The sequence below is a fragment of the Rhodococcus sp. 852002-51564_SCH6189132-a genome, from assembly GCF_001665495.1.
In the GTDB taxonomy this organism is placed as follows: Bacteria; Actinomycetota; Actinomycetes; order Mycobacteriales; family Mycobacteriaceae; genus Rhodococcus; species Rhodococcus pyridinivorans.
Genome location: NZ_LZMJ01000040.1, coordinates 78,341 through 98,738, shown reverse-complemented (window position 1 = coordinate 98,738; position 20,398 = coordinate 78,341). Strand labels below are relative to the sequence as shown.

The window sequence follows — 20,398 nt, the reverse complement described above, 5'->3', positions numbered from 1 at the left end:
TTCCATGCGCCGGGTCATGATCAGAAGCGGTTCCTGGAGTTGTTCGAGCGCGACCTCGCCCCGCGCCTGCGCGCACTCACCTGACGTCCGACCCGCAAGGTGCCGCTTCTCCGCTGAGTAGGAGCGGCACCGAGCAGCCCGACACCCCGCGCGTGCTGCAGACCCAGTCCTGACATCCCGCGACTCCCATGCCCGGCCGGACACCGCCGGCCGGGCGTGTGCGCGGGTACGCGGGACGGAGCAAAGTTTGCAGTTAGGGTGGAATCCATGAGTGCTGCTGCAGGGTCCGTCTCGAGCATCTACATCGCAGCTCCGGAAGGGGACACCGGGAAGTCGACGGTCGCCCTGGGCGTGCTGCAGACGCTGTGCGCGTCCACCGCCCGCGTCGGTGTCTTCCGTCCCATCGCGCGCTCCGACAGCGACATCGACTACATCCTCGAACTGTTGCTCGAACACACCACCGTCGACCTCGCCTACGAGGACTGCATCGGCGTCACCTACGACGACGTCCACGACGACCCGGACGCCGCGCTCAGCGACATCGTCGGCAAGTACCACGCGGTGGCGGACCGCTGCGACGCCGTCGTCATCGTCGGCAGCGACTACACCGAGATCGCCAACCCCAGCGAACTGTCGTACAACGCCCGCATCGCGGCGAACCTCGACGCCCCGGTACTGCTCGTCCTGCGCGGCTCCCGCCGCACGCCCTCGGAGATCGCCCAGCTCGCCGGTGTGTGTGCGAACGAGCTCGCGGGACAGCACGCGCATCTCGGCGCGGTGGTGGTGAACCGCTGCGACCCCCATGCACTCGACGAGATCGCCCGGGCTCTCGGCGACCGCACCGAACCGGTGTGGACGCTCCCGGAGGTGCCCGCACTGGTCGCGCCGACGATGGCCGAGCTGCAGACCGCGATCGGAGGCGAGCTCTACAGCGGTGACCCCGACCTGCTGCAGCGGGAAGCGCTGCGGATCATGGTCGGTGGCATGACCGCCGAACGGATTCTCGAGCGGCTCACCGACGGCGTCGTCGTCATCGCTCCCGCCGACCGCTCCGACGTCATCCTCGCGCTGGTCAATGCCAATGCCGCCGAAGGATTCCCGACGCTCGCCGGCATCATCATGAACGGGGGCCTGCTGCCGCACCCGATGATCGCGCAGCTCGTCACGGCCTTGAAGCCGTCGCTGCCGATACTCACCACCGAACTCGGCACCTTCGACACCGCCTCGGCTGCCGACCGCACCCGAGGCCGCATGGCCCTCGGCGCACAGCGCAAGATCGACACGGCACTCGCGCTCATGGAACGACACGTCGATTCCCGTTCTCTGCTCGACCGGTTGCGACTGCCGCGACCGTCCGTGACCACCCCGCAGATGTTCGAATACCAGCTCATCGACCGCGCGCGGGCCCAGCAGCGGCACATCGTGTTGCCCGAGGGCGAGGACGACCGCATCCTTCGAGCCGCCGGACGCGTGCTCCAGCGTGGCATCGCGAAGCTGACGATCCTCGGCGACGAGGCAGCCGTCCGCCAGCGGGCGTCGGAACTCGGGGTGGACCTGTCGCAGGCGCAGATCCTCGACCCGCGCACTTCCGAGCACGCCGACCGGTTCGCGGAGGAGTACGCGCGGCTGCGTGCCCACAAGGGCATGACCGTCGAACGTGCACGCGAGATCATGCGCGACATCTCATATTTCGGCACGATGATGGTGCACCTGGGACTGGCCGACGGCATGGTTTCGGGCGCGGCCCACACCACCGCCCACACGATCCGCCCCGCCCTCGAGATCATCAAGACCGAACCGGGCGTCTCCACGGTGTCGAGCATCTTCCTGATGTGCCTCGCCGACCGTGTCCTCGCGTACGGCGACTGCGCCGTCGTCCCCGACCCGACCGCCGACCAGCTCGCCGACATCGCGATTTCGTCCGCCGCGACCGCCGCCCGGTTCGGCATCGACCCGAGGGTCGCGATGCTGTCGTACTCCACCGGCGAATCCGGTTCGGGTGCCGACGTCGACAAGGTCCGCTCGGCCACGACGTTGGTGCGGGAGCGGCGACCCGACCTGCCGGTGGAAGGTCCGATCCAGTACGACGCGGCGATCGAACCGACGGTCGCGAGCGCGAAGCTGCCCGACTCCGACGTCGCCGGACGCGCCACGGTGTTCATCTTCCCGGACCTGAACACCGGCAACAACACCTACAAGGCCGTGCAGCGCAGCGCCGGTGCCGTCGCCGTCGGACCCGTCCTGCAAGGCCTGAACAAGCCGGTCAACGACCTCTCGCGGGGCGCCCTGATCCAGGACATCGTCAACACCATCGCCATCACCGCGATCCAGGCGCAGGAGGAAGACGCGTGAGCAGCCCGAACCCGGTCACCGCAGGCACCGTCCTGGTCCTCAACTCCGGATCGTCGTCGATCAAGTTCCAGCTGATCGAACCGGAGAGCGGAAAGTCGCTGGCGCACGGACTGATCGAGCGGATCGGGGAACCGGAGGGCCGGATCGTCTTCCACCACACGGCGGGGGCGGACGAACGCAACGACGCCATCGCCGACCACCGGACCGGACTGCGTGCGGTACTGGAGATGCTCGAAGGGCTGGGCCGTCCGCTGCACGAGGTGGGCATCGTCGCCGTCGGACACCGACTCGTGCACGGCGGCAAGGTCTTCTACGAACCGACCCTGATCGACGACGACGTGGTCCGCGCCGTCGACGAATTGTCGATCCTTGCGCCCCTCCACAATCCGGCGAACGTCGTGGGAATGGAGGTCGCGCGGGAGGAACTGCCCGACATCCCCCATGTGGGTGTCTTCGACACCGCCTTCTTCCACGGTCTTCCGCCGCACGCGGCGACCTATGCGATCGACCGCGACATCGCCCACAAGCACGACATCCGGCGGTACGGATTCCACGGTACTTCACACGAATACGTGTCGGGGCGTGCCGCGGAGTTCCTCGGACGCGACATCGCGGACCTGAATCTGGTTGTGCTCCATCTGGGTAACGGTGCGTCGGCGTCGGCGGTCGCAGGTGGGAGCCCGATCGACACCTCGATGGGACTGACCCCGCTCGAGGGTCTCGTCATGGGCACGCGCAGCGGCGACATCGATCCGGGTGTCGTCATGCACCTCAACCGGGCGGCCGGGTTGAAGGTCGACGCCATCGACGACCTGCTCAACCGGCATTCGGGCCTGAAGGGGCTGTCGGGTGTCAACGACTTCCGGGCTCTGCTGAAGCTCGTCGGCGAGGGCGACGAGGACGCGCGACTCGCGTACGAAGTCTACGTGCATCGCATCCGGAAGTACGTGGGCGCCTACACCTTCGAGCTCGGCGGCGTCGACGCAATCGTGTTCACCGGTGGGGTGGGGGAGAACAACGTCGACGTCCGGCGCGACAGCCTCTCCGGCCTCGACCGGCTCGGCATCGTCGTCGACGATGCGCGCAACACTGCCGACGACGACGGGGAACGCCGGATCTCGGCCGACTCGTCGCAGGTGGAGGTGCTCGTGATCCCCACGAACGAGGAACTCGCCATCGCCCGCGCGGCCGTGCAGTTCGCCCGGCGCTGACTTCTGATCAGGTCAAACTGCGCGGCCGGATCGCGTTCGCGAGGTCGACGAGGGTGTAGCGGTGTGTGCGGGAAGGGGCGTTGCGCGCCAATTGCCGCAGCGCCGCCTCGGTGCCCAGGCGGAGTCCCTTCTCGGTGAACGGTACGTCGAGGATGCGGTCGTACTCGCGACTCGATGCCCGTCCACTGCGCACCCATTCGAGCGCTGTCCCGAGGACCAGTGCGCGCATCTGCAGGGCGCGACCCTCGTCGGGAGGCAGCGACGCGATCCGGTGCGCGGCCTCGCGCAGATCCGCCTCGGAGATCTCCTCGACGCGACCGCCTCGTAACAGGATCAGCGCGGCGGTCATGGTCGCGGCACTGTGGTGCCGGGAGGTCGTGGGGACCTCGTCGAGCACGTCCACGGCGGCGCGGATCTCGTCGCGGGCGGTGAGCTGGCGTGCCAACCCGAAGGCCGCGCTGACGACGGCGTGATCGGTGCGCCACACGACCCGGTAGGACTGCTCGCAGAAGCGTCGCCACGCGTCGGGGTCGTCGCTCTCCCAATGCTGCAGCGTCAGTTCGGCGGTGGCCCCGAGTGCGATCTTCGGGGCGATCTCACCCGGAAGCGCGTGCAGCACCTTGTCGAACCGGGTGAACGCTGCCTCGTAGTCGTCCTGCAGCAGTTCGGCGATGCCGGCGTACCAGTCCATGCGCCAGTCGTCGCCGAACTCGCGCTCGAGGCGGGTGAGGATCTCCACCGCGCTGTCGACCTGCCCGAGATCGAGATGGGCGCGGACCTCGGCGAGGGTGATCTCCTTGGAGAACGACACGTCGGATGCTCCGACGACCCGCCCGACCCCGTTCTCGCGCGCGTGCCGGAGCGAGTCGAGGGTCTGCTGCGGTTCGCTGTGCACCGCGGCGGCGAGGAGCGCGGCACTCGGATCGTTGGGGTCGAGCAGGGGGACGGGCAGTGCCGCCGCGACATCCTGGCCCCGCAGTTTGGGGTCGCGCTCGATCCCGTCGGCGTACACGTCGGTGGGGACGAGTGCCTCGTCGGTGCCGAAGGTCGTGCGGGGCGGGCTGAACAGCCGGGACAGTCCGGGGTGTTCGGTGCCGAGTTTCTTCGACAGGATCTCGCGCAGCACACCGGTGAGCTGTCCGTGCAATTCGTCGGCGGACGAGAAGCGCTGCTGCGGATCGGGGTTCGTGGCCCGCAGGAGCAGGCGGTGGAAGGAGTCGAACTCGTCGAGCAGGGGAGCCTGCTCGGGGGTGGGCAGACCGTCGCGGTAACGGCCTTTGTCCGAGGGCATGTCGAGGGTGAGCACCGCGAGTGTGCGTCCGACCGTGTAGATGTCGCTCGCGACCGTCGGCCCGGTCCGGACGATCTCGGGTGCTTGATATCCCGGCGTCCCGTACAGATAGCCGTATCCCTCGATCGCGGAGACGGCGCCGAGGTCGATGAGTTCGATCTGCTCGTCGGTGACCATGATGTTCTCGGGCTTGAGGTCGTTGTAGACCAGTCCGATGTCGTGCAGATACTGCAGTGCCGGTAGCACTTCGAGCATGTATGCGATGGCCTGCTCGACGGGGATGCGGTTCGGTGGGGGATAGTTGTCGAGCACGGTACGCAGGGTGTGACCACCCAGGTACTCCATGACGATGTATCCCATCGGGGTGCCGTCGGGTGAGGGGTGCTCGACGAAGTTGTAGATCTGCACGATGCTCGGATGGCTGACCTCGGCCAGGAACTGGCGTTCGGCCACCGCGACCGCCTGGGCCTCGGCGTCGCCACTCTGCAGCAGGCCCTTCAGCACTACCCAGCGGTCGCTCACGTTGCGGTCGATCGCGAGGTAGATCCATCCCAGTCCGCCGTGGGCGAGACAACCCTGCACCTCGTACTGCCCGGCGACGAGGTCCCCGCGGTGCAGGGCCGGAGTGAACTGGAAATGTGTTCCGCACTGGGGGCAATCACCTTCTGTGGGACCCGGCCCCGACGGGGTGCTGCGTCCCACCGGTTGTCCGCACTTCGCGCAGAACCTCTTGCCTTCGGAGACGTGAGGATCGCGGAGGACAGCGTCGACCGGATCCTTCGTGGTGGGGACCGGCACGTCGACGAGGCCGGCGATGCGGCGACGCTGGGTTCCGCGCGGCCGGATGCGGCGGTTCGACGAACGTTGGGAGGACGAACGCTGGGAGGACGAGCCGGACCAGATCGACGAGCGCTGGGTGGAGTCGGGCCGCGTGGCGGGGACGGGGCCGGGGCCGCGTTCGGTGGCGGGGCCGGAATCGGCCGACGGGGTATCGGCCGGTTCGGGTTCGTCGGACATGGCCGTCACTTCCGGTAGTTCGGTGTCGGGGGTGACGGAGTGGGACCGAGCACCCGCAGGTACTTCTCGTACAGCGCCGTCCACGTCCCGTCGGAGCGGATCCGTTCGAGGGTGGCGTTGACGAAGCGTACGAGCTCGTCGCTGCCCAGCCGGATTCCGATTCCGTACGGCTCCGATCCCAGGGAGGGGCCGACGAGTTCGAGATAGGGGTCCTGTGAGGCGAGTCCGGCGAGGATCGTGTCGTCGGTGCTCACGGCGTCGACCTGCTGTTGCTGGAGGACGACGAGGCAGTCGGCCCACGACGGCACGGTGAGGATCGACGCCGACGGCTGCACTTCTCGCATCCGGAGCAGCGAGGTGGTGCCCTCGACGATGCACACGCGCCGGCCGGCGAGATCGGCGGCGGAGCGGATGCCGGATCCCCGGACGACGAGCACGCGCTGCTGGGCTCGGAAGTACTCGGTGGAGAAGTCGACCTTCTCGCGTCGGGCGCACGTGATGCTCATGGTCTTCGCGACGATGTCGACGGTGGAGTCCTGCAGCGCCTTCTCGCGCTCGGCCGACGACAGGATGCGGTAGTCGACGAGGTCGGGATCGCCCAGGAGGTCGCGGGCGAGCTCACGTGCGATGTCGACGTCGAAACCGGTGATGCGCCCGGTCGCGGTGTCGCGGTAGCTCATGAGGTTGCTGCCGGTGTCGAGGCCGACGATCAGCCGGCCGCGCGTGCGGATCCGATCGATCGCAGGTCCGGTGGCGTTCGGGTCCGGGGGAAGCGAGGCGGTGGGATCGCCGCAGTCGGGGGCGGGCGGTGTGGCCACCGACGACTCGAGCATCCGCGCGTTCTCGGGAAGCGGGAGAGAGGTCGTCGTCCCTTGGAGGCCGGGGGCGCGCGGTGGGGGGTCGGTCGCGCACCCGCCGGCGAGTGCGGAGACGACGCACAGGCCCGCGACGAGAACGCGCTCTCTCACTGGTACTCCTTCAACCGGGGCCGGAGACCGACCCACACGCCGACCAGCGCCACCGTCAGCAGCACCACCGACATCGGTGCGAGGCCGGCGAGGGTGCGGGAGGCGCGGAACTCGTTGTCGCGCAGTTCGGTGCGGGTGTCGTCGATTCCTTCCGTCAGGGCCGCATCGAGAGCGACGAACCGGGCGGTGGACTCGCCGGGACCTGCACCGACCGCGAGGACCGAGGCCGCTGCGTAGTCGCCGCGGACGAGGGCGTCGACCATGCGTGCATGCGAGTTGATCCATGCGTCGTGCGCCGACCGGGCGGTCTCCACTGCCTCGGCGCCCGCCTCGAGGGCGGAATCGCGACCGTACTCGTCGAGGATGTCGCCGAGCCGCGCCATGTTGGTCTCGAAGGTGTCGTCGTACGCGCCGGTCGTGTCGCGCCGGGCGATCAGCAGGGTCTCGGCGGTACGCGACTGCTGGGCGAGGATCCGGCCCTCGGTGAGATCGGCGAGCGGTGCCGCACCGCGCTCGATGGCGCGTTCGGTGGCACTCGACGAGGCCAGGCCCGCGACGAGCAACCAGCACAGCAGCGCGCCGGTCGCGCCGATCGCGACGAGGATTCCGGGATTGAGGGTGCGACGACTGCGGCGGCTCACGACGGCGTGTGCCACGCACAGGGCAGCGACCGTGACGAGGAGCAATCCGATCGCGAGCCAGGGCGGTCGCACCGCGTCGCGCTGGGTGTCCTCGACCGCGGCGACGCCGCGCGTGTGCAGTTCCTGCGCGGCGGGGAGCAGTTCGGTCTGCATCAGGTGCGAGGCCTCGCCGAGATATGCGGCGCCGACCGGATGCCCGGTGCGGTTGTTGGTGCGAGCCGTCTCGATGAGACCCGTGTAGACGGGCAGCAGCCGCCCGATCTCCGTCAGGTTGTGCGCGGTCTCGCGGTCGGCATCGGTCAGGCCGGTCGCCGCGATGACGAGATATTCCGCGGCCTCGTTGGTCGCCCGGATGTAGCGACTGCGCACCGCCTCCGGTTCGAGTCCGCCCGAGATGAAGCCCGTCACGGCGGCGGCGTCGGCCACCGACAGCGCGCTGTAGAGATTCTGGGCCGCGCTGGCGAGCGGCTCGATGGACGCGAGGAGACGATCGTGGGTGGCCTGCCTGCCGGACACCATCGTTGCGGAGACCGCTGCCGAGGCGACGAGCAGCACGGTGAGCACCACCCCGAGGACCACCAACCGGACCGGCGTGGACCGGAGCAGGGCACGAGCGTCGTCGAACCGGGCGTCCGGAGTGTCCGTATCGGCGTCGTCGCGGATGTGGCTCTCGACAGGAGCGAAGGGAGGGGTGATCCGTACGTCCACCGGGCACTCCCTTCCTCGTGTCGAGCGGTCTGAGGGGAGCATATAAGCAGCCCGGCGGTATTGTTGCCGTCCACGGACGGCGGGGATCCGGTACCGGGTACAGGTCCGGGCGAGGGCGGGTCGGAGAGGCGGACGCAATGCGTGGAGACGGTGACGGCTGGGCGGTCGGACCGGACGGCGAGAAGCGCTGGGGACGGCACGGCGCCGCAGGTCTGCTGCTGCGCGCTCCGCTCGCGGACGGTCGCCCCGCGGTTCTCCTGCAGCATCGGGCGGCATGGTCGCACCAGGGCGGGACGTGGGCACTTCCCGGTGGAGCGCGCGACTCGCACGAGAGCACCGTCGACGCCGCCGTGCGGGAGGCCCACGAGGAGGCCGGCATCGATCTCGCGGCCGTGACGGTACGCGCCGAGCGCGTCACCTCCGGTCTCGCGGGCGGATGGACCTACACCACCGTCGTCGCCGACGCCACCGAAACTCTCGTGACCAGTCTCAACCAGGAGAGCACCGAACTGCGCTGGGTGCCCGAACCGGAGGTCGAGGCGATGCCGCTGCACAGCGGCTTCGCCGAGGCGTGGCCGTCGCTGCGCACCTCACCGGTACGCATGCTGCTCGACACCGCGAACGTGCTCGGAGCGAGCGGCCCCACCGGATGGTGGCGCGACCGCCCCGGCGCGACGAGCGCCCTGCTCGCCGACCTCGCCGCGGTCCTGCCCCGCACCGTCGAAATTCCCGACGGGACGTTCGGCTGGGTCCCCCGCGTCGAAGCGGTCCTCGAAGGGCATGCCCGCGACGCGACGATCGACGACGTCCGGATCCCGGTGCACAGCGCGGACGGCAGCGGCGACGACGAACTGACCCGGCTGGCCTCCACCACGACGGCCGTGGTCGACCCCGGGGTGACGGTCGTGGTCACCGCGGATCGCGGCCTGCGCGCGCGGTTGCCCAGGGGCACGATCGCGATGTCGCCCTCGGCCGTGCTGGGCTGGCTGTAACGCCTCAGGTCGGGAGTGCGGCCTTCAGCGCCGCCGCGGCTGCCCGCGGATCGGATGCCTTCGTGATCGCCCGGACCACCGCGACCCGCGTGGCACCGGCGTCGAGCACCTCGGGGAGTCGCTCGAGATCGATGCCGCCGATCGCGAACCACGGCCGTGCCGGCTGCGACTGCGTGACCTCGCGCGTCACCTCCAGCCCCGCTGCGGTCCGTCCCGGCTTGGTCGGTGTGTCCCACACCGGCCCGGATGCGAAGTAGTCGACGCCCTCCTCGATGTCGGCGAGCGCAGCCTGCGCGCGGCTCGACGTCGAGCGGCCGATGACGATCTCGTCGCCGAGGATCTGCCGCGCGTGCCGCACCGGCAGGTCGCCCTGACCGAGATGCAGGATGTCGGCGCCCGACGCGAGCGCGATGTCGGCGCGGTCGTTCACGGCCAGGAGCGCACCGTGGCGTGCACACGCCTCGCCGATGATCTCGAGGGCGGCGAGTTCCTCGCGTGCCTCGAGGCGTCCGAACTTCTTCTCGCCGGCCGAGTCCTTGTCGCGCAACTGGACGATGTCGACCCCACCGGCGAGGGCCTCCTCGACGAACCGTGCGAGGTCGCCGGTGTCCCGGCGAGCGTCGGTGCACAGATACAACCGGGCGGTCGCGAGGCGGCCGCGCGGGTCGGGATGGTTGCCGCGATAGGTGGTCACGACCAAGACGGTAGCCTCTAAGCAGAAAGTGACGACACGGGAGTCCCGAGGTTCGCGGGGCTGAGAGGGGGCCTGCCGGCCCCGACCGTTATGACCTGACCCGGATCATGCCGGCGCAGGGAGTGAGGTGGACCAATGGCAACTGTGGCCGTCGTGGGTGGCGGAGTGATCGGGCTGTCGATCGCATGGCGCGCGGCCCGCTCGGGGCACATCGTGACCGTGCACGACCCGAATCCCGGCAGTGGCGCCTCGTGGGTGGCCGGCGGGATGCTGGCCCCGCTGTCCGAGGGCTGGCCCGGTGAGGACCACGTGCTGTCCCTGGGTGCGGCCTCGCTCGACCGCTGGCCCGGATTCGCGGATGCACTGCGCGCGGAGACCGGCGTCGACGTGTTCACCGCCGAGGAGTCGCTGACCGTCGCGCTCGACGCGGCGGACGCGGCCGACTTGCGGACCGTCGCCGAATGGGTCGGGGAGCGGGGGCACGAGATGCGTCTGCTCTCCCGTGCGGAGATCCGGGAGTTCGAACCGTCGCTCGGGCCGAAGGTGCGTCTCGGACTGCTCGCGCCCACCGAGTCGTCGGTCGACAACCGTACGCTCGTCGACGCCCTGCGCGTCGCGGCCACCGCGGCCGGGGTGCGTTTCTCCGACGCCGCCGTCCACGATCTCGCCGACCTTCCCGACGATCAGGTGGTGCTCGCCGCCGGCTCGGCGTCGGCGCGACTGTGGCCGGGCCTTCCGGTCCGTCCGGTCAAGGGCGAGATCCTGCGCCTGCGGGTGCGGCCGGGCGCGACCCCGCCGCCGCAGCGCACCGTGCGCGCGAGTGTCCACGGACGCCCCGCCTATCTGGTGCCCCGCCACGACGGCCTCGTCGTGGGCGCCACACAGTACGAGGCGTCCGACACACAGGTCACGGTGGCCGGGGTGCGCGATCTGATCGCCGACGCCGAGAAGATCTTTCCTGCGCTCGGCGAGTACGAACTGTTCGAGGCGAGCGCGGGCCTGCGCCCGATGACCCCCGACAACCTGCCGCTGATCGGCCGGCTCTCCGATCGTGTCGTCGCCGCGACCGGCCACGGCCGCAACGGTGTGCTGCTCACGCCGCTCACCGTCGACGCGGTGCTCGCCGAACTCGGTGGGCGGTCGCTGGCCGACGCGCAGTACGCCTGTCCTGGACGAATTACGGAAGCGAGTGTGGGATGACGAACGTGTCCGTGGGCATCACCGTCAACGGTGAGGACAAGTACTACGACGCGGCCCCGACCGTGTCACAACTGCTGAACGAGCTCGGTCTGCCCGAGAAGGGCATCGCGGTCGCCGTCGACGGTGTCGTGTGCCCGCGCGGCCGCTGGTCGGAGCCGGTCACACGCGGAGCGAGCATCGAGATCCTCACGGCGGTCCAGGGTGGCTGACACACACGATCCCGGCGCCGACCTGCCGCAGCTGACCATCGCCGGCCGCACCTTCGGGTCGCGGCTGATCACCGGCACCGGTGGCGCGGCGAACCTGGCCGTGCTCGAGGAGGCACTCGTCGCGTCGGGCACCGAACTGACCACCGTCGCGATGCGCCGTGTCGACGCGGCCTCCGGAACCGGTGTCCTCGACCTGCTGCGCCGCCTCGGCATCGAACCGCTGCCGAACACTGCCGGGTGCCGCGGCGCGAAGGAAGCCGTGCTGACCGCGCAGCTCGGGCGGGAGGCGCTGGAGACCGACTGGGTGAAACTCGAGGTCATCGCCGACGAACGGACGCTGCTGCCCGATGCCATCGAACTCGTCTCCGCGGCCGAACAACTCGTCGACGACGGCTTCGTCGTCCTGCCGTACACGACGGACGATCCCGTCCTCGCGCGGCGCCTCGAGGACGTCGGTTGTGCCGCGGTGATGCCGCTCGGCTCGCCGATCGGGACCGGCCTCGGTATCTCGAACCCGCACCACATCGAGATGATCGTCGAGGCTGCGGGTGTGCCGGTGATCCTCGACGCGGGAATCGGAACCGCCTCCGACGCGGCGCTCGCGATGGAACTCGGTTGCGACGCCGTGCTGCTCGCGACCGCCGTCACCCGCGCGAAGGATCCGGCGCTGATGGCGTCGGCGATGCGTCACGCCGTCGAAGCGGGATTCCGTGCCCGGCACGCCGGCCGGATCCCGAAACGCTTCTGGGCCCAGGCATCTTCGCCGATGGAGCCGTGACCGGTACGGGAAGCCCCTGAGCACCTTGGTGTTCAGGGGTTTCCGATTGTCGCGCGACGGGTTACCGATCGGTCTGTACGATCCCCGGGCATGACAGTTGCACACAGAATTCTCGCTGCCGCCGCTGCCGGGCTCATGGGCACTGTCGTCGCCGTCGCGGCGCCGGGTGTCGCGGGCGCCCAGGAACCGTGTCAGATGGGCTGGTCGAACACCGGACCGAGGTCGTGCGCGACGACGGAGTTGTCCACGCCACCCGTGCTGACATTGGTCGACGGCATCTGCGCCGGCATCGTGCGCGCCGGTGGAACCGCCTTCGACGGCCCGCTCTACGAGTACTCCTCGGCGCCGGGTGCCACCCACGGGATCGAACTGCGGATCACGCAGGGCTACTCGCTTCTCGGCGAGTGGACGCCGAGCATCCTGAACTGCGACGTCACCGTCGCTTTCGACTGGCACAACCTCGACACCGGTGCCCGCGGTACGGAGACCCGCTTCGTGCCGGCCTTCCACACGAGCACCCGGCCGTTGTTCATGCACGTGTTCCCCGGGCCCGGCCGCGTCGCCCTGACGATGCGTACCGAGCGACCGAGCATCCCGGTCACCACCGAGGTCTTCGTCCCCTGACGCACCGCGTGCGGCTCCGGGGAGTGTGATCGGATGCGCTCGCCGGAGCCGCACGTAGGGTGGTGCGCATGATCGAAGTGACCGGCTTGACCAAGACCTTCGGGTCCACGACCGCGGTCGACGACCTGACGTTCACGGTCCGTCCCGGCATCGTCACCGGCTTCCTCGGCCCCAACGGCGCGGGGAAGTCCACCACGATGCGCATGATCCTGGGGCTGGACCGGCCGACCTCGGGAACCGCACTGATCGAAGGGAAGCCGTACAGCGAGCTGACACGGCCGCTCACCACCGTCGGGGCGTTGCTCGATGCGAAGTGGGTGCATCCCAACCGGTCGGCGCGGTCGCATCTCGCCTGGCTGGCCGCGTCGAACGGTCTGCCTGCCTCGCGTGTCGACGAGGTTCTGCGCCAGGTGGGACTGACGGAGGTCGCGGGCAAGCGCGCCGGCGGCTTCTCGCTCGGCATGTCGCAGCGACTCGGTCTCGCCGCCGCACTGCTCGGCAACCCGCGCGTGCTGCTGTTCGACGAACCGGTCAACGGCCTCGACCCCGAGGGCATCGTGTGGATCCGGAGGTTCATGCAGGCGCTCGCCACGGAAGGCCGCACGGTGCTCGTGTCCAGCCACCTGCTCTCGGAGATGGCGCAGACCGCCGAACATCTCATCGTCATCGGCCGTGGACGGCTCATCGCCGACACCTCGGTGAAGGCGTTCGTCGACCGCGCGTCCGACTCGTTCGTCGTCGTGCGCAGCCCGCAACTCGACGAGCTGCGCACCGCGCTCACCGAACGCGGGCACACTGTGCGGGAGAACGACGGTGCCCTGCACGTCTCGGGCGCTCCGGCGGCGGAGATCGGCGAACTCGCTGCGACCCGGTCGATCGTGCTGCACGAACTCGCGGGCCGCAACGCGTCGCTCGAGGAAGCGTTCATGAAACTCACCGGTGGCGAGGTCGAATACCACGGATCCGGAGTCGACGACGTCATGAAGGGTGGACTGTGATGAGTACGGCGCTCGACACACTGCGGGCCGAACGGATCAAGCTCACGTCGGTGCAGTCACCGCTGTGGTGCACCCTCGTCATCGTCGCCCTCGGTCTGGGTCTGGCCGCGATCCTCGGGTCGGTCTCCCGCGCGTCGGCCGGGATGGACGACGAACTGGGACGGTTCTATCCGACCGTGGACGTCGCGGTCAGCGGCGTCACCGGCTTCGGTGTGCTGGTGCTCATGATCCTCGCGGCACTGTCGGTCACCAGCGAATACCGTTTCGGGGTCATCCGCACGACCTTCCAGGCCACCCCGAACCGCACCCTGCTCCTGACGATGAAGGCCCTGCTCATCGGTGTGCTGGGCGCGGTGCTGACACTCGCGGTCTCGTTCGGTGCCTTCTACCTCGCGAAGGCACTGGCCGGGCCCGACGCAGGTCGCGAGCTCGTCCTCAGCGGCGACACGGCGTGGCGCGCGGTCTACGGCACCGCGATCTACGCGTTCCTGTGCGTCTTCCTCGCGGTCGGTGTGGGCACGCTGCTGCGGCAGTCGGCCGGCACGATCGCGCTGCTGATGCTGTGGCCGCTGCTGCTCGAGTCGTTGTTCGCGCTGTTCGGTTCGGTGGGCCGCGAGATCCAGCCGTTCCTGCCGTTCGCGAACGCGAACAACTTCCTGGGTATCGGGCAGGGAATCGAATTCCACTGGGGTCCATGGGGATCGCTCCTGTACTTCGCGGCCTTCTCGTTCCTGGTGTTCGCGGCCTCACTCGTGGTGGTCAACCGCCGCGACGCCTGAGGTACTGTCTCGACACGCCTGAGGTACTACCTCGACACGCCGCAGGTTCTGCCTCCGCACACTGCGCCGCACGCTTTCCCCGTGCGGCGCAGTGCTTTTGTGTACGCTCGGTCGATGGCGTGGGCGCAGACGAGATACGGCATGCGGGGAGCGGCCCTGATCGCCGCCGGTGTACTGCTGACGGCGGGATGCTCGGAGGCGGAGGTGGAGGCGCCGCCCGTCGACCCGACGGCGCTCGCCGACGCCGTGCAACTCGATGCCGTCATGACGCACCTGACGGAACTCGAACGGATCGCCGGCGAGAACGACGGAAACCGTTCGCTCGGAACCCCCGGCTACGACGCGAGCGTCGACTACGTCGCCGGAGCCCTGCGCGACGCCGGATTCGACGTGCAGACACCGGAGTTCGACACGACCCTGTTCGCCGTCGAGAACGAGCAGCTCACCGTCGACGGGGAGCCGATGGGCGTGAGCGCACTCGGCATGTCGCCGTCGACGGGACCGGAGGGGCTCACCGCGCGCGTCGTGCGCATCGCCCCCGACGACACCCCCGGCTGCGAGGCCACCGACTACGACGGCATCGACGCGACCGGCGCGGTGGTGATCGTCGATCGCGGCGTGTGCACCTTCGCCGTCAAGGAGCAGGTCGCCGCCGAACGGGGAGCGGCCGCGCTGCTCGTCGCCAACAACGAGGACGGCCCGCTCGCCGCCGCCGGTCTCGGGGCGGAATCGACCCCCCGCATCCCGGTCGGAGGCGTGGCCGGGGCCGACGCCGAGCGCCTGTCCGCCGCGACCACCGTGACGGTGACACTCCAGACCCGCACCGAGGACAGGAAGTCGCGCAACGTGATCGCGCAGACGCGCACCGGCTCGACCGACGACGTGGTCGTCGTCGGCGCGCACCTCGACAGCGTCCCCGAAGGACCGGGGATCAACGACAACGGAACCGGCGTCGCCGCCGTCCTCGAGACCGCGCTGCAACTCGGCAGCGAGCCGGGCGTGACCAACGCCGTGCGGTTCGCGTTCTGGGGCGCCGAGGAGGTCGGACTGGTCGGCTCCACGAGGTACGTCGAGTCGCTGTCCGACGAGGAACGACTCGACATCGCCCTGTACCTGAACTTCGACATGCTCGGCTCGCCCAACGCCGGATATCTGGTGTTCGACGGCGACGACTCCGACGCCGTCGGTGAAGGACCCGGACCGGAGGGCTCGGCGGGTATCGAACGGACCTTCGCGCAGTTCTTCGACGAACGCGGAATCGAGGTCGGCGGAACGGATTTCGACGGCCGTTCCGATTACGGTCCGTTCGTCGCCTTCGGCATCCCCGCGGGCGGGGTGTTCACCGGCGCCGACGACGTCAAGACCCCCGAACAGGCCGACCGGTGGGGTGGCACCGCCGACCAGCCCTTCGACCCGAACTACCACACCCCCGAGGACACCCTGGCCGGCATCGACCGCGACGCGTTCGCCGCGGCGGCCGCCGCCGTCGCCTACGGCACGGCTGTCTACGCGAATTCGATCGACGGACCCGACGGGGTGCCCGCAAGTGACCAGCGGGCCGAGGTGCGCGCCGAGTTCACCGAGTGAAGACGGGCGCGATCAGCGCTCGTGCAGTCTCCACAACGGGTTGACCGGGCCGTGGCCGTGACCGAGGTCGTAGGACCACTCGAGGCACTTCGTGATCCATTCCTTCGCGAACTCGACTGCCTCGGGCACCGACCGGCCATGCGCGAGGGCGGACGCGATCGCGGCTGCGAGCGTGTCGCCGCCGCCGTGGTCGTTGCCGGTCTCGATGCGCGGCGTGCTGAACTCGAGGAAACGGTCGCCGTCGAACAGCAGGTCGGTGCTCTTCTCCGAGCTGCGCAGATGACCGCCCTTGACGATCACCCACTGGGCGCCGAGCGCATGGAGCGCTTCGGCGGCGCGCCGGGCCGACGCGTCGTCGACGACCTCGATGCTCGTGATCAGCCGTACCTCGTCGAGATTCGGGGTGACGACGGTGGCGAGGGGGATGAGCACCCCGCGGATCGCGTCGAGCGCGTCGGAGTGCAGCAGCGGGTCGCCGTGCATCGATGCGCAGACCGGGTCGACGACGAGCGGTACCTCCATGTCGCGGCCGATGCCCACCTCGGAGCACACCTGTGCGACGGCCTCGATGATCTGCGTGGAGGCGAGCATGCCCGTCTTCGCTGCGGACACCCCGATGTCCTCGACCACGCACCGCACCTGGTCGGCCACGGTCTCGGCGGGGATCTCGTGGAACCCGCGGACGCCGACGGAGTTCTGGACGGTGACGGCGGCCACCGCGACGCATGCGTGCACACCGCACATCGCCATCGTGCGGGAATCGGCCTGGATGCCGGCTCCGCCTCCGGAGTCGGTGCCGGCGATGGTGAGGGCTCGAACCGGGGTCTCGCCTCGAGGCGACAGGGGCAGAAGGTCCACGCGGACACCCTACCGAGGGTGTGTTCGAACACGGCCGGGAGGCGCTGAGGCGGGTGCACTTTGCGAAACACGACAGCGTTGCTGCCGGTGGTCGCCTCGTTGCTCTATAGTGGCACAGGTCACAGTTCGATCACGCAACACCCCTATTGGAGGCGCTCATGAACACGAGTTCGCCGGACCTCGCCGTGTCGGACAACGCCGACCAGAACCGGTTCGAACTGCGCCTCAACGGCGATCTCGTCGGCATCCTGGCGTACTACGACTTCGAACGCGTTCCGGCGCCGAACCCGCCGGTCGTCGACTTCATGCACACCGTGATCGTCGAGGATTTCGGTCATCGGGGTCTCGCGGCCGTCCTCGTCGGTGGTTCGCTCGATCTCGCTCGCAGCAGAGGCTGGCGGGTGCGGCCGGTGTGCACCTATGTGCAGCGATTCGTGTCGTCGCACGAGAACTACCGCGACGTCGTCGTGGCTCTCGAGCTGCCGCGCACGGACCCCCACCGCAAAGAGACCCGGCGCAAGCAGCCGCAGCGCAAGGTGCCTGCCCGCAAGGCCTGATGCCTGTGCGGGCGGTCCACCCGACGCGGGACCTGCTCAGAGGTCGAGGTCGACGACGACCGGTGCGTGGTCGCTCGCGCCCTTGCCCTTGCGTTCGTTGCGGTCGATCTCGGCGCCCGTCACCCGTGCCGCGAAGGCCGGTGATCCGAGGACGAAGTCGATCCGCATCCCCTGCTTCTTGGGGAAGCGCAGCTGGGTGTAGTCCCAGTAGGTGTAGACCCCGGGGCCGGGCGCGTACGGACGGACGACGTCGGTGTAGCCGACGTCGGCGAACGCGTGGAAGGCGTCGCGCTCGGGCTGCGAAGTGTGCGTCTTGCCCTCGAAGAAGGCCGGATCCCACACGTCGTCGTCGGTGGGGGCGACGTTCCAGTCGCCGACCAGCGCGATGGGCTGCCCGGGCGCTGCGGTGGCCCAGGCGTGCGCGTCGGCGCGCAGCTTGGCGAGCCAGTCGAGCTTGTAGGTGTAATGCGGGTCGTTGAGGTCGCGGCCGTTGGGGACGTACAGGCTCCACACGCGCACACCCGCGCACGTCGCCCCGATCGCCCGCGCCTCGAGCGCCGGATCGACCTCCGGGTCCTTGGAGAAACCGGGCTGGTCCTCGAAGCCGATCTGCACGTCGTCGAGGCCCACGCGCGACGCGATGGCCACACCGTTCCACTGGCTCAGTCCGACGTGCGCGACGCGGTAGCCGAGTTCCTCGAAGCGTTCGTACGGGAACTGCTCGTCCTTGCACTTGGTTTCCTGCATCGCGAGCACATCCGTGTCGGTTCGCTGCAACCAGTCGAGGATGCGGTCGGTACGGGCACGGACGGAGTTCACATTCCAGGTAGCAAGGCGCACACGCCCACTGTAGGCGACCTATCCGACGGGTTCGGAGGCGTATCGGTAGCGGTGGTGGTCGACGAAGCCGAGTTCGCGATACAGGGCGCGCGCCGCGGTGTTCGACTCCTCGACCTGCAGATATGCGTGGGTCGTGCCGTGCTCGCGTGCCCAGCGCAGCAGGGCACCGCACACGAGTGTGCCGAGTCCGCGACGCCGGTGTTCGGGAGCGACCTCGACGGTCGACAGACCCACCCAGCGGCGTCCGTCCGGCGCATCGGTGATCGCCGCGCGGCAGATCGCCAGGGGCGGCTGCCCGGGTGCACCGATGCGGCCGAACCCGAGGATCCCCGCGGCCACCGAGCCGAGCACGTCCTGCGCGAGCAGCGGGTCGGCGTCGGCGCGGTGGAGCGACATCCAGTCGGCGTCCGGCCGCTCGGTGATCGTGACCGGGGTGGGCTCCGGCGGCAAGGGGATGTTCGCGAGGTCGGCGCCCATCACGAGCACCGGCTCCGAGGTCGGCCACCCCTCGGGGATGCGGGCGAGTCGATCGGGCACCAGCAGCCGCAGCGGCAATCCGCGTGCCGCGAACCATTCACGGAGCCGGGCGCGCACCGCCGGATCGGCGGGGTCCGCCACGGTGCCGCGTTCACCCAGCGGCGTTGCCGAATTGGCGCGCCGGGTGAAACCGTGTCCGGCGCGCACGAGCCAGCCGTCCACCCAGGCCGATTCGAGACCGGGCCACCCCGCGGCGGCGGCGTGCTCGAGCGCGCGGATCTCCGAGACGCGGATCGGCCGCGCCGCGATCGGCTTGAGCGCGACGACCGAGGTGGGGGACACCTGGACGACACGGCCGTCGGCGGTGCGCACCGCGACCACCGGTTCGACGGAGACGAGTTCACCGATGACATCGGTCATCGGGTGGCTGTAGCCGGCGGGCAGGCGGTACCGCAGCACCACCCGGGTACCGAGGGGTACGGACGGGGCCGGACGGTCGGTCGTCATCGACGGTTCGCCGGTCGCCTCGTCAGTCGTCCTCGTCGTGGCCGAACGGGTCCTCCACCGAACCCGGGAGCCAGGTCAGGCCCGGGACGCCCCATCCGGCGCGCTTGATGGTCTTCTTCGCGGCGCGGGCGTTGCGCCCGATCAGAACGTCGACGTACAGGAAGCCGTCGAGGTGCCCGACCTCGTGCTGCAGCATGCGAGCGAAGAATCCGTGGCCCTCGATCTCGACGGGCTCACCGTTCTCGTCGGTACCGGTGACCTTCGCCCAGTCGGCGCGACCGGTGGGGAAGTTCTCGCCCGGCACGGACAGGCAGCCCTCGAGATCGTCCTCGGGGTCGGGCATCGTCTCGGGGATCTCCGAGGTCTCGAGGATCGGGTTGACGACGACGCCACGCCGGCGCGCGACCTTGCCGGACTCGTCGCGGTCGGGGCAGTCGTAGACGAACAGTCGCTTGTCCACACCGACCTGGTTGGCGGCGAGGCCGACGCCGTTGGCCGCGTCCATCGTCTCGAACATGTCGGCGATCAGCTGAGCGAGTTCGGCGGGTGACTCGGTCACCGGCCGGGTCGGGTTGTGCAGGACGGGGTCGCCGACGATGACGATGGGAAGAATGGCCATGGTGACACAGGATAATGGGATCGACTCGCGGCGTTCTCGAACCGGTATGTGTCCCCACCCCGTGATTGAATGACTTCCGCCGAGACGCAAGGACTCTTCGTCACGGTGTGATCCAGTCAGTCGAGGAGGGAAATGGACGGCGCAGCAGCGCACGGCAACGACCGGTCCGATCTCGTGTCCCAGCAGGGCGACGGCGCATCCGCGCAGGAACCCACCGGCGACGAGGCGAACGGCCTGAGCCGTCGCGATCTCGACATCCTGGCGTTCGAACGGCAGTGGTGGAAGTACGCCGGTGCCAAGGAGGACGCCATCAAGGAACTCTTCGGTCTCTCCGCCACTCGCTACTACCAGGTGCTCAATGCTCTGGTGGATCGTCCCGAGGCGCTCGCCGCCGATCCGATGCTGGTCAAGCGGCTGCGGCGGTTGCGTGCGAGCCGTCAGAAGGCCCGCGCGGCCCGCCGGCTCGGTTTCGACACCCGTTAGACGGGCGG

General features: G+C 69.5%; 20 protein-coding genes and 1 riboswitch. Of the genes, 12 read left to right on the top strand and 8 right to left on the bottom strand.

What is annotated here, in order from left to right:
- Nucleotides 1-267: 267 nt before the first annotated feature.
- Entirely contained in the window at nt 268-2,352 is a 2,085-nt protein-coding gene (gene pta, locus A5767_RS10450) for a phosphate acetyltransferase (protein ID WP_039585489.1), read from the top strand.
- Entirely contained in the window at nt 2,349-3,563 is a 1,215-nt protein-coding gene (locus A5767_RS10445; protein WP_006553664.1) for an acetate/propionate family kinase, read from the top strand. The genes pta and A5767_RS10445 overlap by 4 nt, the downstream gene beginning before the upstream one ends.
- A gap of 7 nt (nt 3,564-3,570) precedes the next feature.
- Here A5767_RS10445 and A5767_RS10440 read toward each other — a convergent pair whose 3' ends face one another.
- The 3 genes from A5767_RS10440 to A5767_RS10430 are packed head-to-tail and all read right to left on the bottom strand — an operon-like array spanning nt 3,571 to nt 8,188.
- Entirely contained in the window at nt 3,571-5,871 is a 2,301-nt protein-coding gene (locus A5767_RS10440; protein WP_082937664.1) for a serine/threonine-protein kinase, read from the bottom strand.
- Nucleotides 5,872-5,876: 5 nt separating this feature from the next.
- Nucleotides 5,877-6,839 carry a glutamate ABC transporter substrate-binding protein gene (locus A5767_RS10435; protein ID WP_082937662.1) on the bottom strand — a complete coding sequence of 321 codons (963 nt, stop codon included), beginning with the start codon at nt 6,837-6,839 and terminating at the stop codon, nt 5,877-5,879.
- The gene (locus tag A5767_RS10430) at nt 6,836-8,188 is read right to left on the bottom strand and encodes a hypothetical protein (protein ID WP_019291100.1); all 1,353 of its coding nucleotides are present in this window, start codon (nt 8,186-8,188) and stop codon (nt 6,836-6,838) included. The genes A5767_RS10435 and A5767_RS10430 overlap by 4 nt, the downstream gene beginning before the upstream one ends.
- 137 nt (nt 8,189-8,325) lie before the next feature.
- On the opposite strand from A5767_RS10430, the gene A5767_RS10425 reads away from it, so the two are divergent.
- Nucleotides 8,326-9,180: an NUDIX hydrolase gene (locus tag A5767_RS10425; protein ID WP_006553659.1), complete on the top strand. Its 855-nt coding sequence runs from the start codon at nt 8,326-8,328 to the stop codon at nt 9,178-9,180.
- 4 nt (nt 9,181-9,184) lie between these two features.
- Here A5767_RS10425 and thiE read toward each other — a convergent pair whose 3' ends face one another.
- The gene (gene thiE, locus A5767_RS10420; protein WP_033096181.1) at nt 9,185-9,874 is read right to left on the bottom strand and encodes a thiamine phosphate synthase; all 690 of its coding nucleotides are present in this window, start codon (nt 9,872-9,874) and stop codon (nt 9,185-9,187) included.
- A gap of 26 nt (nt 9,875-9,900) precedes the next feature.
- Nucleotides 9,901-10,013: riboswitch (TPP riboswitch) on the top strand.
- On the opposite strand from thiE, the gene thiO reads away from it, so the two are divergent.
- The 7 genes from thiO to A5767_RS10385 all read left to right on the top strand — a co-directional run bounded on the left by thiO (nt 10,010) and on the right by A5767_RS10385 (nt 16,049).
- Nucleotides 10,010-11,074, top strand: coding sequence for a glycine oxidase ThiO (gene thiO / locus A5767_RS10415; protein WP_039585483.1), 1,065 nt, complete (start codon nt 10,010-10,012; stop codon nt 11,072-11,074). (Overlaps the previous riboswitch by 4 nt.)
- Nucleotides 11,071-11,283, top strand: coding sequence for a sulfur carrier protein ThiS (thiS, locus tag A5767_RS10410; RefSeq protein WP_006553656.1), 213 nt, complete (start codon nt 11,071-11,073; stop codon nt 11,281-11,283). The genes thiO and thiS overlap by 4 nt, the downstream gene beginning before the upstream one ends.
- Nucleotides 11,276-12,061, top strand: a complete 786-nt coding sequence (locus A5767_RS10405) for a thiazole synthase (protein ID WP_006553655.1) — start codon at nt 11,276-11,278, stop codon at nt 12,059-12,061. The genes thiS and A5767_RS10405 overlap by 8 nt, the downstream gene beginning before the upstream one ends.
- A gap of 90 nt (nt 12,062-12,151) precedes the next feature.
- Nucleotides 12,152-12,685 (top strand): hypothetical protein, encoded by a 534-nt coding sequence (locus tag A5767_RS10400; protein WP_231913162.1) that lies wholly within the window; start codon nt 12,152-12,154, stop codon nt 12,683-12,685.
- A 68-nt stretch (nt 12,686-12,753) separates the two neighbouring features.
- Nucleotides 12,754-13,683, top strand: coding sequence for an ATP-binding cassette domain-containing protein (locus A5767_RS10395; protein ID WP_039585666.1), 930 nt, complete (start codon nt 12,754-12,756; stop codon nt 13,681-13,683).
- Nucleotides 13,683-14,462, top strand: a complete 780-nt coding sequence (locus A5767_RS10390; protein WP_006553652.1) for an ABC transporter permease — start codon at nt 13,683-13,685, stop codon at nt 14,460-14,462. Before A5767_RS10395 ends, A5767_RS10390 begins: the two co-directional genes overlap by 1 nt.
- 114 nt (nt 14,463-14,576) lie before the next feature.
- Nucleotides 14,577-16,049 carry a M20/M25/M40 family metallo-hydrolase gene (locus tag A5767_RS10385; protein ID WP_231913161.1) on the top strand — a complete coding sequence of 491 codons (1,473 nt, stop codon included), beginning with the start codon at nt 14,577-14,579 and terminating at the stop codon, nt 16,047-16,049.
- A gap of 12 nt (nt 16,050-16,061) precedes the next feature.
- Here the strand turns inward: A5767_RS10385 and thiD are convergent, their stop codons facing one another.
- Nucleotides 16,062-16,907: a bifunctional hydroxymethylpyrimidine kinase/phosphomethylpyrimidine kinase gene (gene thiD / locus A5767_RS10380; protein ID WP_006553650.1), complete on the bottom strand. Its 846-nt coding sequence runs from the start codon at nt 16,905-16,907 to the stop codon at nt 16,062-16,064.
- Nucleotides 16,908-17,065: 158 nt separating this feature from the next.
- Between thiD and A5767_RS10375 the strand changes: the two genes are divergently transcribed.
- Nucleotides 17,066-17,464: a GNAT family N-acetyltransferase gene (locus tag A5767_RS10375; protein ID WP_019291107.1), complete on the top strand. Its 399-nt coding sequence runs from the start codon at nt 17,066-17,068 to the stop codon at nt 17,462-17,464.
- Between the two features lie 36 nt (nt 17,465-17,500).
- Here A5767_RS10375 and A5767_RS10370 read toward each other — a convergent pair whose 3' ends face one another.
- From A5767_RS10370 to A5767_RS10360, 3 genes are read right to left on the bottom strand one after another with little or no spacing between them, the layout of a single operon-like run.
- Complete coding sequence (locus A5767_RS10370; RefSeq protein WP_006553648.1) at nt 17,501-18,304, bottom strand: exodeoxyribonuclease III; 804 nt, start codon at nt 18,302-18,304, stop codon at nt 17,501-17,503.
- Between the two features lie 18 nt (nt 18,305-18,322).
- Nucleotides 18,323-19,288 carry an N-acetylglutamate synthase, CG3035 family gene (locus tag A5767_RS10365; RefSeq protein WP_064852235.1) on the bottom strand — a complete coding sequence of 322 codons (966 nt, stop codon included), beginning with the start codon at nt 19,286-19,288 and terminating at the stop codon, nt 18,323-18,325.
- A 22-nt stretch (nt 19,289-19,310) separates the two neighbouring features.
- A complete protein-coding gene (locus A5767_RS10360) occupies nt 19,311-19,907 on the bottom strand; it encodes a peptide deformylase (protein WP_024101813.1) in 597 nt (198 codons plus the stop codon).
- 132 nt (nt 19,908-20,039) lie between these two features.
- On the opposite strand from A5767_RS10360, the gene A5767_RS10355 reads away from it, so the two are divergent.
- The gene (locus A5767_RS10355) at nt 20,040-20,390 is read left to right on the top strand and encodes a DUF3263 domain-containing protein (protein ID WP_006553645.1); all 351 of its coding nucleotides are present in this window, start codon (nt 20,040-20,042) and stop codon (nt 20,388-20,390) included.
- Nucleotides 20,391-20,398 lie beyond the last annotated feature (8 nt).